Source organism: Acinetobacter sp. AOR43_HL, from assembly GCF_027854635.1.
In the GTDB taxonomy this organism is placed as follows: domain Bacteria; phylum Pseudomonadota; class Gammaproteobacteria; order Pseudomonadales; family Moraxellaceae; genus Acinetobacter; species Acinetobacter pittii.
This window is the reverse complement of record NZ_JAKTHX010000002.1, coordinates 386,906-401,016: the sequence shown is the minus strand read 5'-3', so window position 1 is coordinate 401,016 and position 14,111 is coordinate 386,906. Positions and strand designations below refer to the sequence as shown.

At 38.2% G+C, this 14,111-nt stretch carries 13 protein-coding genes and 1 tRNA gene; 4 read left to right on the top strand and 10 right to left on the bottom strand.

From position 1 onward, the window contains the following. From MKL33_RS01880 to MKL33_RS01870, 3 genes are all read right to left on the bottom strand, one after another. Window positions 1-85: transfer RNA gene (locus MKL33_RS01880), tRNA-Leu, on the bottom strand. Between the two features lie 92 nt (window positions 86-177). Beyond that, window positions 178-993, bottom strand: coding sequence for a protein kinase domain-containing protein (locus MKL33_RS01875; protein WP_270906362.1), 816 nt, complete (start codon window positions 991-993; stop codon window positions 178-180). Continuing rightward, window positions 980-2,488: a DUF3336 domain-containing protein gene (locus MKL33_RS01870; RefSeq protein WP_005073515.1), complete on the bottom strand. Its 1,509-nt coding sequence runs from the start codon at window positions 2,486-2,488 to the stop codon at window positions 980-982. The genes MKL33_RS01875 and MKL33_RS01870 overlap by 14 nt, the downstream gene beginning before the upstream one ends. A 177-nt stretch (window positions 2,489-2,665) precedes the next feature. Between MKL33_RS01870 and MKL33_RS01865 the strand changes: the two genes are divergently transcribed. Both MKL33_RS01865 and MKL33_RS01860 read left to right on the top strand, forming a co-directional pair. Further along, the gene (locus MKL33_RS01865) at window positions 2,666-3,547 is read left to right on the top strand and encodes an ATP-binding protein (RefSeq protein WP_032052273.1); all 882 of its coding nucleotides are present in this window, start codon (window positions 2,666-2,668) and stop codon (window positions 3,545-3,547) included. Between the two features lie 103 nt (window positions 3,548-3,650). Then, a complete protein-coding gene (locus tag MKL33_RS01860; RefSeq protein ID WP_069036112.1) occupies window positions 3,651-4,754 on the top strand; it encodes a DUF6670 family protein in 1,104 nt (367 codons plus the stop codon). Between the two features lie 2 nt (window positions 4,755-4,756). Here the strand turns inward: MKL33_RS01860 and tsaD are convergent, their stop codons facing one another. Then, complete coding sequence (tsaD, locus tag MKL33_RS01855; protein WP_005068344.1) at window positions 4,757-5,767, bottom strand: tRNA (adenosine(37)-N6)-threonylcarbamoyltransferase complex transferase subunit TsaD; 1,011 nt, start codon at window positions 5,765-5,767, stop codon at window positions 4,757-4,759. Window positions 5,768-5,912: 145 nt separating this feature from the next. Between tsaD and rpsU the strand changes: the two genes are divergently transcribed. Both rpsU and MKL33_RS01845 read left to right on the top strand, forming a co-directional pair. Next, window positions 5,913-6,128 (top strand): 30S ribosomal protein S21, encoded by a 216-nt coding sequence (gene rpsU, locus MKL33_RS01850; protein WP_001136722.1) that lies wholly within the window; start codon window positions 5,913-5,915, stop codon window positions 6,126-6,128. Window positions 6,129-6,153: 25 nt separating this feature from the next. After that, window positions 6,154-6,600, top strand: coding sequence for a GatB/YqeY domain-containing protein (locus tag MKL33_RS01845; protein ID WP_002115302.1), 447 nt, complete (start codon window positions 6,154-6,156; stop codon window positions 6,598-6,600). A 90-nt stretch (window positions 6,601-6,690) separates the two neighbouring features. On the opposite strand, the gene MKL33_RS01840 is transcribed toward MKL33_RS01845, so the two are convergent. From MKL33_RS01840 to MKL33_RS01815, 6 genes are all read right to left on the bottom strand, one after another. Beyond that, on the bottom strand, window positions 6,691-8,118 hold the full coding sequence (locus tag MKL33_RS01840) for a M48 family metalloprotease (protein WP_080632642.1): 1,428 nt from the start codon (window positions 8,116-8,118) through the stop codon (window positions 6,691-6,693). Window positions 8,119-8,261: 143 nt separating this feature from the next. Continuing rightward, window positions 8,262-9,227 (bottom strand): 2-hydroxyacid dehydrogenase, encoded by a 966-nt coding sequence (locus MKL33_RS01835; protein WP_270906361.1) that lies wholly within the window; start codon window positions 9,225-9,227, stop codon window positions 8,262-8,264. An 11-nt stretch (window positions 9,228-9,238) separates the two neighbouring features. Then, window positions 9,239-9,886, bottom strand: coding sequence for a hypothetical protein (locus MKL33_RS01830; protein ID WP_270906360.1), 648 nt, complete (start codon window positions 9,884-9,886; stop codon window positions 9,239-9,241). A gap of 100 nt (window positions 9,887-9,986) precedes the next feature. After that, complete coding sequence (locus MKL33_RS01825; protein WP_086378536.1) at window positions 9,987-11,876, bottom strand: M48 family metalloprotease; 1,890 nt, start codon at window positions 11,874-11,876, stop codon at window positions 9,987-9,989. A gap of 78 nt (window positions 11,877-11,954) precedes the next feature. Further along, complete coding sequence (gene purF, locus MKL33_RS01820; protein WP_005068333.1) at window positions 11,955-13,496, bottom strand: amidophosphoribosyltransferase; 1,542 nt, start codon at window positions 13,494-13,496, stop codon at window positions 11,955-11,957. Window positions 13,497-13,521: 25 nt separating this feature from the next. After that, on the bottom strand, window positions 13,522-14,109 hold the full coding sequence (locus tag MKL33_RS01815) for a CvpA family protein (protein WP_002115251.1): 588 nt from the start codon (window positions 14,107-14,109) through the stop codon (window positions 13,522-13,524). Window positions 14,110-14,111 lie beyond the last annotated feature (2 nt).

Below are 14,111 nucleotides of genomic sequence, written 5' to 3'. Positions count from 1 at the left end.
TGGTGGGGGCGAAGAGACTCGAACTCTTACACCTTGCGGCGCTGGAACCTAAATCCAGTGCGTCTACCAATTTCGCCACGCCCCCGATGGCTGTGTATATTAGCGATAAGATCTGACAGTGACAAGTGTTTTTTTTCTAAAAAAAACTAACCGTGTAAATTGTATACAGATACTAGATCAATGATTTTTATCAATTTGAATCTGTTTTAAGCAATTTATTGCTTCATCAGCATTTGAAAATCGATTTTGCTGCTGTTTTTGTAATAAACCTGCAAGTAACGGATAAAAAATCAAAAACTGCGCGGGTAATTGAATGGTTAAATTTTGACAGTGCAAGATTGCCCAATCACGATAACTACCTGCTTCTAAGCGAGTTTGTATTAACCATTCATATAGGACGATGCCAAATGCATATAAATCGCTTTGTATTCCCTTACGCCCTCCTCTAAATAGCTCAGGAGCCATATAACGAGGTGTTGCATCCATGACTGTATCGCAACTTGAGATCGGTCTCGTTTTCTCAAAATCAATTAAATAAGGCTTTTGCTGAAACTTTCTAAAATGCTCTGCCTTAACGTCTCCATGAATCCAGCCAAGTTCATGAAGTTCTGCAAGCTTATTTATTGCCAACCAAATCTTACGATATACATCAGTTAAACCACTTTCATGAGCCAATGAACCGAACCACACATCACTATTAGGTAAAATTAAAACCTTACCCAAAGAATGGCCTAGCTGAGGGATTAAATTGACCTCAATCAATTTATAAGGTAAAAGCCATGCAGGTTTTTTAAGGTGAATTTCTTCGTAAAATAGTTGCTCATGCATGAAGTCTTGCTCATTTTGAGCATGGGTTTCAGGCAAATGATATTTTAACCAGTAATTCTTGGTATCTATGGTACATGTCCATAAACACCGCCCTAACGCTGCACTTCTTGGCTTTGTTATACATGTTAAGTTTTCTATATACGAAGCAAAATCATGCTTCAGCATAGTAAGACTCAGGCTGTTGTTTCTTTTCTTCAAAGCGCAAAACTTCTAAACAATGCTGAATTGTCTTACCAATACGAGCATGGGTTTCAATTGAAGAAATTTTTGGCCAAGTTGCACGTTCCCCTTCTCTTTGCAAACGCTTAAATAGATGCGGACGCGGGTTTTGCAAAGTGTAGGTATAGTGACTTAGGCTATATTTAGCAATGATATTCACATCACCATAATAACGCTGTCCCATTACGCCATAGCCATGATCCAACAATCTTCTAACTGGAGATATAGAACCAAGTCGTTGACGCGTAAAATCCATGATACCCATTGATAGTACTTTACCTTGGCGTCTTAAAATTCTTTCAGGCCAACTTAAAACATCTTTACGGAAGCGATCCGCATCATTTTGCATAAATGGGACAATATGTGGGTTAACCTGACTCGCAATCGTGTAGTTTAAGTTATAAAGCCGCGCCATTCTTTCTTGCGGGAAATCGCTTCTTACACTTCCATCCACCCACTTTGTATTTGCCATATAAGGTGTATGCTCACCGTCATAACGTTTACTGGTTAAGCGTACCGGTGGGAATAAAATTGGCACGGCACATGAAGCCAATACCGCACTCCACACCAAAACATTCGGCGTCATAATGGCGTTCATAATTCTTGGGTTTTCTGTTGCATCATATGGCGCTACTGCCACATTAATATTTAAACCAGATTTTTTGAAAGCCTCTTCAAACGTAAGATCACCTAAATTCTCAATGAGGAATTTTTTCAAATATTGAACATCGGCAATTCCACCATTGCCTTTAATAAGTTCACGGAATTTCCTAAAATGAAAAGCATCACTAAAAAATTGCTCACCATTTAATAAGTTTTGGATATCTTCACTGGCAGAGGTTCCAAGCATACCTGTCATAATTGCCCCTGCACTTGAGCCAGAGAGCACTTTAGGCATTAAGTCTTGTTCAATTAAAGCCTTACATACTCCCGTATGAAAAAGTCCTAAAGTCGCCCCGCCCGAAAACATAAGTGCAGGTTGTCCATACGCCTTTTCACAGTTTTCAAAAAACTCTATTTTTTCTTTTCTTTGAAACGTAATACATTCACTTGAAGCGATATAAGCCAAGCTTTGACTAACTTCTTCAATATAGTCTTCAATTAACTTTTTTGTACCGACATGTGTTGCTGCAAAAAGCATTGGATGACCAATATTTGCAATATCGTAGGTTAGACCTTCTTTAAGTAAATAGATGAGGTCTAATGTGCGATGTTGCTGACGATATCTTTTAAGCAAAGTGTATCGATAAGAAATCAGTTCGGCATCGAAGTAAGGTGAACTATTATCAAACTTCCACTCTTGCACACCTGTTTCTTCATCTAGTTTTAATGCAAAAGACTTCCATTCCTCATAAGATTCAGCCATGTCTAATTGACGTTGTAATTTTTTGATACGGTAAGCCTGATGTGGATTCATATCACTTCGTATTTTTTCAAACATATTTCGTCCTCATCTTCCCAGATGATTTTACTGAATAGACATCACAACACTATGCTCGGTCTGAACATTTCAATCAATTGCAAAACCGATAAAGTGGATAGGTAATAAGTTTTTTGTCAGCCTGTTAATTTCGGTGTTAGTATCCTATCAAACACTGTTTAACATGATTGACTTACCATGGCTACCATTGATTTACCGGACAATTTAGTTCAAACATTATCACTTGTATTAAATCAGTTACAGCAAGTCTTGCCTGAGCCTCGACAAGAAACAGATTTTACTGCACCTGCTTTTAGATGGGAAAATCAGCAACTTAATGCCATCTATACGCCAAAAAATATTTATCTTGATGACTTAAAAGGCATTGAGCGTCAAAAAGAAAAAATTATTCAAAATACTTTGCAATTTTTAAATGGCCTACCAGCGAATGATGTGCTGTTAACAGGCTCACGTGGTACAGGAAAATCATCTATTGTTCGTGCTTTATTAACTGAGTATGCCCCTCAAGGATTACGTTTAATTGAAATTGAACGTGATGATTTATCAGACTTACCCAAAATTCAAAAACTCATTCAAAATCGCCCTGAAAAATATATCGTCTATTGTGATGACTTGGCTTTTAACGCGGAAGATGAAAATTACCGTAGTCTAAAAAGTGTATTAGATGGTTCATTACAGTCAGGTTCAAGTAATTTTATTATTTATGCAACCAGTAACCGTCGCCACCTGTTACCAGAATTCATGCATGAAAATACACCTGTAACTAAGGTCGATGTTCCCCAATATACTGAACTACATCCACAAGAAGCGATTGAGGAAAAGATCTCTTTGTCGGATCGGTTTGGTCTATGGCTATCTTTTTATCCAATGGATCAAAACCTATATTTAGAAATCGTTGAGCATTATCTTGATAAAGCAAACATGCCTTTCAATGATGAAGTTCGTGCAGAAAGTCTACGTTGGTGTCAGATGCGGGGTCAGCGCTCTGGTCGAGCGGCTTATCAGTTTTCTAAGCATTGGATTGGTTTAAACGCATTAAAAGATTTGTCTAACAATTAAATAAAATGTCCCGCAAAGCCTTAGCTTTGGCCTATAAACCGCTTAGCTTTGGCAGTTGTTTTTCATAACCTAAAACAAAGATAGCCCTTCTTTAGGTTTATATATGAAAAAACAATTGCCAAAAATTTCTACAGCCAGTAAAGCGCTTGGTAAAAGTTTATTACTTGCACAAGGCGTTTTAGACCAAGCAAAAAAATATTCAACTCTTCCTTTTACTCAAGCTCATACCATCCATCCACGAGTTGACGAAAAATATTATAGTTGGACACATTACGGTATCTTTTTCCCGCTTTTACCAGAGCCGCATCGTTACTTAAATATTATGATTTTAATCGGTACACCAGGTGCACTTGCTTTTGACCATGATGATATCATTACTGGAAATCCTAGAAAAACAGCTACATTCTTTTCAAGCACAGCTGCTCTGGAACAAGCTTTACTAAAGGCCTATGTCATTCCCGAAGATACAAAAATTAATAAAGATGGGAGCTTAATAGAACTAGGTCAAGAAATTTCAATTCAAGGTAAATTCCCTCAAATTCACATTAATGGTCATTATGATGGATTTGATTTCGACTTTGATATCGATATTACTTCACATGTTTCATGGTTTATAAAAACACCAATCTATGATCATTTTAGCTTATTGGCAAAGTTTAAAGGTTTTCTAAACTATCAAGCAGAACGCATTGAAACCCAAGGACTTTGTACTTACGAATATGCTCGAGCAGTTGGTCCTCACTCCATCACAAATAAACTTATTCCTGATGCATATAAACTACCACTTGATTTTTTCACTTATCAAATCATCAATTTAAATGAAACCACTCAGCTTCTTCTTACCAAAGCCGATATTGCAGGACAAACAGCTGCATATACCCTACATATTAGACATCTGGACCAGCCAGCTGAAATTTATACAGATGTAAGCTTTGATATTATTTCGCATCAAGTTGATGACTTTGTTTCACTTAGTGGGCAAAAAATGCGACTTCCAAAATATTTTTCTTGGATCGCTAGAAATGAGGCAAAGCAAATTATCTTAAACATTCAGGCAGAAATTGACTGCCCATTCCGCTATGGTCATGGGCGAGGTTATGCGAGTAGCTATATATTTACAGGTCATTATTTTGGTAATGAAGTTCAAGGCCGTGGTTACATCGAATATATTGATATCGAAAACCAACATGCTTTTGAAGATGAATAATTTTACTCAGGAATAGTGAGTTCAGTCATCGGCCAGCGCGGCGTGGTCGTTACCGCTAAACCATCATGCTGACCTGCTTTTAAACGTTGATATCCAGCAAAAGCAATCATTGCCCCATTATCAGTACATAAAGCAGGCTCTGCATAATAAACTTGCGCTTTAATTTTCGCCAAAGAGGTTTCTAATTGCTCGCGTAGTCTTAAATTTGCGCTAACTCCACCTGCAATCACTAAACGTTTAAGTCCAGTTTGCTTTAAAGCTTTTACTGATTTTTTTACCAAGGTATCTACAATTGCTTCTTGGAATGAAGCAGCAATATCAGCGTCACGATTTTCGCCATTCAATTTTTTCAATTGAACAGAAACAGCTGTTTTTAAGCCACTAAAAGAAAAATCCAAGCCTTGATGAAGCATAGGTCTTGGAAACTCAAAAGCTAATGGATCACCAGATAATGCAAGTTTTGCGATATTTGGCCCACCTGGATATGGCAAGCTCATCATTTTTGCAACTTTATCAAAAGCTTCGCCCGCAGCGTCATCAATAGACTCACCCAATAGTTCATATTGACCAATAGCGTGGGCTGCCATCAATTGTGTATGTCCACCTGAAACTAACAATGCTACAAACGGAAATTCAGGTGGTTGACTTGAAAGTAATGGGGCCAACATATGACCTTCCATATGGTGAACACCAATTGCAGGCTTGTTTAAAGAAAAAGCTAAAGTTCTGCCAAACAGTGCACCTGTCATTAATGCTCCCATTAAACCAGGACCACGCGTATAAGCAACCGCATCAATCTCTTGTTTTGTTACACCACTTTGTTCAAGCAATTGATTCATTAAAGGAATTAATTTACGCACATGGTCACGAGAAGCAAGTTCAGGTACTACTCCACCATATTCGGCATGAAGTTTAATCTGGCTATAAAGAACCTGTCCCCGTAAGCCGAGTTCGCTATCATAAAGTGCCAACCCTGTTTCATCACAAGAAGTTTCCAAGCCTAAAACAATCATCAAAACTGCCTTTTATATGAGTCAAAATATTGCAATCGCTATTATAGACTTGTGATATGAGTTGTAAATGAGTAAAATACTGACCTTCACTTGTGATCCGGCGCAATGGTGTGCCTGATCTTATCCATAATCTAGAGGATTTTACATGCCACAAGTTAAGTTGAAAGAAGGCGAACCAGTTGACGTAGCTATCCGTCGTTTCAAACGTTCATGCGAAAAAGCTGGTGTTTTAGCTGACGTTCGTAAACGCGAATTCTACGAAAAACCAACTCAAGAACGTAAGCGCAAAAAAGCTGCAGCAGTTAAACGCTACCAAAAGAAATTGGCTCGCGAATCTGTACGTACTACTCGCCTTTACTAATTAATTTGTGATTGACTGCTGAATTATGACTACTTTAAAAAACCAAATTACTGATGCATTAAAAACTTCTATGCGTGCCAAAGATATGGCAACAGTGACGGTTTTGCGTAGTCTACAAGCGGCAATTAAGCAAATCGAAGTCGATGAGCGCAAAGAGCTTGACGACGCTCAGGTTCTTGCGGTCATTGAAAAGCAAATTAAACAACGTAAAGAATCGATCAAAGCCTTTGAAGGTGCTGGTCGTAATGATTTAGCTAGTAAAGAACAAGCCGAAGCTGAGATTATCTCTCAGTTTCTACCAGAAGCTATGACTGAGGAAGAGCTTGATTCTATCATTGAGCAAACGATTGCTGCTCAAGAAGCAACTAGCATGAAAGATATGGGTAAGGTGATGAATTCTCTACGTCCGATCATAGCCGGGCGTGCCGATCCTGCTCAAGTTTCAGCAAAAATTAAAGCTAAACTAGCTTAATTCCCTCTCTTCTTATATATCCTTAAATTAAACTTTCTCGTAAGTTTAAATATATTTATGCCTGTGAAAATTCCTAAGTCATCCTAGACCTTAAATTTTCATTCTTCGCTCATCTTGCATTTGTTTCAAACGACTGTCTATTCTTGCCGACATTGCTTGATTATCTTTTGCCAATCGCTGAGCATGTAACATTGATTTAATTGCATTTTCCTCACTACCTGACCAATATTCTGCTTCAGCCCGATAGCGTAGAACATTAACCGCTCTTAAAGGTCCATTCTTATCCAAATTCGCAGCTTGCTGTAAAAATTGCCAACCTTGTATATCTCTTGGATTCTTATTAATAAATCTTTGAACCAAAGTTTGAACTTGCGCAAACTTACCTTGGCGTAGCAGCACCTCAGCCAACTTATAACTAAAAGCTTTATTTTCAGGCATCGTCATTTGTGTAGAAGCAATTGTTGTATAAGCTTGATCTAGCTTGTTTTGGCCAAGATAAATATCTGTCTGCAATAATGTGACAAGAGGCTTTCCACTAGATTTCGCTTGATCTAAAGTAGACTGCGCTTGCACATAATCACCTTGTCTTGTGTAAAATGCTGCTAAAGCAATCAGACCAGCAATATTTTTTTGGGACGCCAAACTTTGTAGTTGGTTTTCAGTTGCCTGATTGGCAATCACCATGGTGTACCATTTTAAAATCTCAAAATCTGCATCATATATACGGTTTTTAACTCGAGGCATCTGGTTTGCACGCAGCCGCGCTTCACTCATACGCTCAGTCGTCAATGGATGAGTCAACCAGAAATCCGGTAAAAAACTTACTCGACTTGTAGCTCTATGCATTGTTTCAAAGTAATCAGCCATACTTTGAGGGTTATAACCCGCCGCATACATATATTGCATACCAATACGGTCTGCTTCACGCTCTTGATTTCGACTATATGTTAATTGCTTATCCATGAGTGCAGCTTGGGTTCCAAGCATCACTGCTGCACCCGCATCGCCACCACCCTGCGCAGCTATAGCCACCCCCGCTAAAAGTCCTGCTAGACTTAGCAATGTTTGACCTTTAAAAGCTTCTTCAGAGCGACTAAAATGTCTTTGCGATACATGCGCAATTTCGTGAGCCATAACCCCAGCAATTTCATCAATATTTCGTGCTGAGGCAATAAGCCCTGTATTGAGCGCAAATAAGCCACCCGGGACAGCAAAAGCATTAATTTGTGGATCTTTAATCACGACTAGACCAATCGGCTGCCCAAGCTGAGTTTCACTTAAAATACTCGAAAATACCTGAAAAAATTGATCTTCTAGCCAGACGTCTTGAATAACGGGCATTTGTTTGTGAACTTCACGAAAAACTTTTTCGCCAATAAATTTTTCTTTTTGTTGATCAAGCAAACCAATCCCACTTCCAATATTTGGAATTTCTACTTGATTTGCAGAAGGCTGAGGGTCGAAAGGCTGCGCGTACGAAGCATTTGTTATAAAAGCCGTACTTAAAATAATTGGCAAAAATCTCAAATGTTTTTCTCTAGTAAAATTAAACCATCAAAAAAAGTCTACTGATATAAAACATAAAAAATTATGTTCGATCAATAGACTTTTAATATATCACTCGAGATCGCTTAGTTTTGCAATGAAGTGTTATTAATCATTTATGCAAAGTTTGGGTTTACCAAATATCTAGGAGTTTTATCCTCTAAAGCTTCAACTAGATTTTTATAAGCAAGATTTGCCATTTTTTTACGGGTCTCTGCAGTCGCAGATCCTACGTGAGGCAAAGTAACAACATTTGACAGTTTAAAAAGCTCCGAATCTTGTAAAGGTTCTTTTTCATATACATCCAAACCAGCTCCAAAGATTTCCCCGCTTTGTAAGGCTTCAATCAAAGCTTGCTCATCAACTACTGAACCACGCGCAATATTTATAAAAATAGCGTGCTTTTGCATAAGCTCAAATTGAGCTTTCCCCATCAAAGCTTTCGATTCATTATTTAAATCAACTGCGGTTACTACAAAATCAGACTGTTGCAATAACTCATCTAAACCAAGATATTGTGCTTTTAAAGGCTCTGCCAATTCAGGTTTTTCACGGCGATTATGGTAAACAATATTCATGTTAAATCCATAAAAACCACGTCGTGCAATTGCAGCACCAATATTACCAAGCCCAATAATTCCTAATGTCTTTCCAAAAACATCTAAACCAAACTGCTGAGGCCCAACAGTTCTTTTCCATTCACCTTGTTTCGTCCAATGATCAAGAAAAGGAACTTTTCTAGCAGCGCTTAGTAATAATGTAAAAGCAAGATCAGCCGTTGTTTCAGTTAAAACATGAGGTGTATTTGATAACCAGATTTTTCTTTGGTTTAGATAAGCCACATCATAATTGTCATAGCCAACTGTTACAGATGAAATAATTTTGAGTTTTTGAGCAGGCGCAAGATTACTTTCATTAAGAAGTCGACCAGCACCGATCATCCCATCAGCATCTACAACTTGTTGGCGAATTTGCTCATTAATATCACCCAGTTTTGGATTAAGAACCACAACCTGATAATCCTGTTGTAATCGAGACAAAATTTCTTCATCAATTTGGCTAAAAACTACAACTTTTTTCATGTAAATCCCTACTACTCGTTGTTATCTTGCATTAATTGCCATAACCTTTTTTTAAGGAGTGGTTTCTCCAACATCTCTTTTAAACTCGCCAAATGAATAATATTGGCATGTTGAATATAAGAACATTCCCCAAGACACAAGATTTTCTTGTCTGCTGCGACAGCATCTAAAAATCCTTGAATATATGAACCTGCACCACGTTGGTCTTGATAGTTAGCTAAAGGGAACGGCCATTTTAGTTCAGCATATTGCCCTATTTTTGCTTTTTGAATGTTATTCCAAAGCTGCTTTTCTTCTTCACTTAAATTAGTAACATCTAAAAAAATAACACACTTTTCAAGCGCAAAAGCCTGCAACTCAAATGAAGCAATCGTAACCACTGGAGTTTGTACTTCAGCACGAGGCGAAACAACAGGCGGAACTTCTACTGGAAGTGGTACCGCAATTTCAGGTTCAACTTTTGGAATTTCGTTGACTTGTGGTTTTGTCGGCTGCTCAACAACTGGATTGCTCTTAGAAGGCAATATAATTGGCTCACCATCTGGAGCAGCTTGATCTCGCCAGAGGCTTTGAGCATTATTTTTTTGGCACACCTGTGCCTTAGGAATCCATACATCAATTCCCAAAGTTGCCAATATATTTCTTTGCTGCCCAATCATCTGTAAATCAATACCTCTACTCTATCTACATTCTAACGGGCTTGAGTTTTTTTTTCAGTGTTTTATTTCATTCAGATGTTTTTATAATCGTATATGTCTTTTAAATAATCATCACACTATTTCTCTTTTGCATTTGATCCACAATTTCTTCTGTCTCAAAGCCAAAACGCCAATAAAGCAATTCAAGCACATCGAGTTCATCTTGCGTAATAATACGGTCGCTCCACAAGCACATTTCTGCAATAGCTAGAATACTTAGACGGTCACGTAATAATAAACCAGCAATATCATTTAAAATTTCAGCCAGATCTAATGGCTCATCTGAAATTTCATCATAGATATACATTTCATCTGGATTGAGTAACGAACGTAAAATGCGCTCACGTACTTCCAACTGATTAGGGCTATTAATTTGTTGAACATGAAGCAGAGCATCAATCAAACGAACAATTTGAGGTTTCACTTCTTCAAATGCAGTTGGCAAATGTAATGGCATTAAGTTCAACTCATGTTTAACCCGCTCCAGTAAAAGTGCATCTAACAACCCAATTTCACCATCTTCTTGGATAATAAGTGCTAGCTTAGTCAGAAATTGCCGCGCAATACTTGCAGGTATATGTCCAATATTTTTACAAGCATCATGAAATATTTGAATATGAATACGCCCATCCAAATTCAATAATGCATCGATAATGGCATGACTCACAGGTGCATCTTTTGGAATAAACTCGCGATATTGGCGAATCATCAAAATAGCAACCATAACTTCACGTGAACCAGTCGCAGTTTGTAGTGCTCGCTGAATTAATTCAGGACGCTTCTTATTTCGACGTACATCACTACTCAGGGGTTTAATGGCATCATTTAATGCAAAACTAATTGGCGACAGCCTTAACAAAGGTAGAGGCTGTGGAGATGACCACGGAATATAAATTTCTTTCTCAGATTCTTCCAAGAAATGAAATAAACTAAACAACGGACGGTTGCGAAGCTTCTTTAAATTTTCTAATTGTAAATCTTGTAGCAAAGTGGGATTTAACTCATAAATACGTTCACGAATACTGGGGTGAATATTCATCCAGCTTTGTGGGCTCAGTGAGTTAGCAAAACACATATGCGCGATTGACTCAGAATAAGCACTATGAATTTGCGAACCAGAATGGTGAACATAAATACGCAACAAGGTTTGGGTATTCGCATTATTTTTTAATAGTCGCACTGTTTTTTGGTCATTACGAAAGGTACGTCCACTCAAAGTCAAATATTTAATAAAACGAGTAATCAGTACACCTAGGCTTCCAGCCAACCAAATGACTCCACCCACCGCAACAAAAACTGTTTCAAATTTATGTTTATAGCCGGGGCTATAGCGTTTAAAACCTTGCTTGGCTAATTTACTGCCCCACTGACTAAAAGTTGTTAAGCCGCTATATAAAATCTTTAATTTTGTATTCTCAACAGCCTCACCAGATAAAATCTGATTAAACTCATGGCCCAATAAACCATATAATTCAAGCTTATCCAGATTCTGTAAAGCACCCCATGTCAGAATAATTACGATATCTTTGGGATGAAAACCTGCCGTAAGTGCATTTACACCAACTTCATCAGGTAGTACATATACGGTTGGAACTTTGAGTGAAAAATTTTGAGCTAAATGTTCTGTAATTTTTAATGCCGCGAGTTCTTCTGGAGTACTTTCCTCTTTCACCAAACGACGTGCTTTAAGTTGTTTTGCTAAAGAGTGCCCACCTTTACGCAGGATATAAAGTTCGGTAACTACAGACCAAACCATAATAAAAAGTAGTAGTGCAACGAAGTAAGGACTTAAGATATGCCACCAAATTGGCTGGCTATAATCAAAAAAATGAACGAGTAAACCTAAAATTAAATTTAAGATAAAAATAGTAAGCAGCACAGCAACCAAACACATAGTGATGGACCATGCCATATTTTTATTTTCGATGAGATAGTGGCTTACTTCTTTCAATGTAAATATTCCCAATTACATTGTTAGGTTTCATCATAAAAGAAAAAAGCGGGAAATACCCGCTTTTTTCGGCTATTTCTATTCTTCTTTGATGCCTGTTAAATCTACAGAAGCAGCATCGACATTAACGTCAATATAACCATCTTTTTTCTTCTTAGCAGAGTCATTACGCTTCTGCTCCAAATTATTTAGATAGTTACCATCAATATCACCTGTTACGTAGATTCCATCAAATACTGAGCAATCGAACTCAGTTAAGTCAGGCACTTTGCTGGTACGTACAGCATTTTTCAAGTCTTCCAATTCTTGGAAAATCAAACGATCAGCACCAATAATTTCTTGGATTTCTTCCACGCTGCGTTCTGAAGCAATAAGCTCAGCTTTAGCAGGCATATCAATACCGTAAACGTTTGGATACATTACTTTCGGTGCTGCTGACGCAAAGTATACTTTTTTTGCACCAGAATCACGTGCCATCTGAATAATCTCATTACACGTTGTACCACGTACAATAGAGTCATCCACCAATAGAACGTTCTTACCTTTGAATTCTAACTCAACAGGGTTTAATTTCTGACGTACAGATTTTTTACGTTGCTGTTGACCCGGCATAATAAAGGTACGGCCGATATAACGGTTTTTCATAAAACCTTCACGGAACTTCACACCTAGAATATTTGCAAGTTCTAAAGCTGAAGTACGACTCGTATCTGGAATTGGAATCACCACATCAATATCGTGGTCTTCGCCCCAGTCACGTAAAATTTTATGAGCAAGCTTTTCACCCATTTTTAAACGTGCTTTATAAACTGAGATTCCATCAATAATCGCATCAGGACGAGCAAAATAAACGTATTCAAAAATACATGGACGGTATTTAGGATTAGCAGCACATTGTTTAGAGAACAACTCGCCATTTGCATTGATGAAAATTGCTTCACCTGGTTCAATATCACGCTCGATTTTGAAACCAAGAGCAGTAATAGCAACCGATTCAGAAGCAATGATGTATTCCATCTCACCTTGTTCAGTTACACGCGAACCGTAAATAAGTGGGCGAATACCATTTGGATCACGGAAACCAACCAAACCATGACCAGTAATCATTGCTACTACCCCATACGCACCTTGGCAACGCTCATGCACACGAGAAACCGTGTGAAAAATATCGTCAGGGGTAGGATTTAAAGTGCCTTTCTTCTGTAATTCATGCGCGAACACGTTTAAAAGAACTTCTGAGTCAGAATCAGTATTCATATGACGTAAATCTGTTTTAAACAGGTCATCATGAATTTCTTCTGCATTGGTCAAGTTACCATTATGTGCAAGCGTAATACCGTAAGGTGAGTTTACATAAAATGGTTGTGCTTCAGCACTGCTCGCAGAACCAGCAGTTGGGTAACGTACATGGCCAATACCATAATTACCAAGTAATGCTCTCATATGACGAGTATGAAAGACATCACGCACCATACCGTTATCCTTACGAAGGAAAAGACGGCCTTCATGGCAGGTTACTATTCCAGCTGCATCTTGCCCACGATGTTGCAACATCGTTAAAGCATCAAACAACATTTGGTTCACTGGCGATTTACCGGCTATACCAACAACTCCACACATAGCAACCTCGCAGACAAGCTAGGAATTAATAAAAAGGATTCTTTGTCGAATGGTCGGATCGGTTTTCTAAGTCTTCCGATTCGTCCATTGGTTTTGAAGGAGTGCCTGATGCACTACCTCCAGATGTTATTTGATGAAATGCCTCACTTGCAGCATCTTTAGACAACTCGGTAGCCAAAGGCGCATAAGGCAATAAAAACTGTATAAATTTGGACTGTTTCCAGTGTGGTGAACTCTCAACCCAAGGCCCTACACCCTGCATTGTAATTAGTACAACCAATAAGCCCTTTAAAGAACCAAAAGCACCACCTGCTAAACGATTTAATGGCCCCAATTTCAGACTTTTCAAGAGGCCATTTAAAAATGCAGAGACAATCCATGTTAAAACAATGATCAAAAGTGCTATAAATGCAAAAGCTGCAATTTTCTGAACAACTGGATCATGACTTAAACCCGACATAGACGGAGCAAGAAGGACAGCATATTTTGCACCCATAATTAATGCAATGACCCATCCTACCAAGTTCGCAAAGGCTTTAATAAATCCTTGTCGCAAACCGTTTAGCCCCCCAATGAGCAAAAGTATCAGAATAATGATATCAATTGTGTTCATAT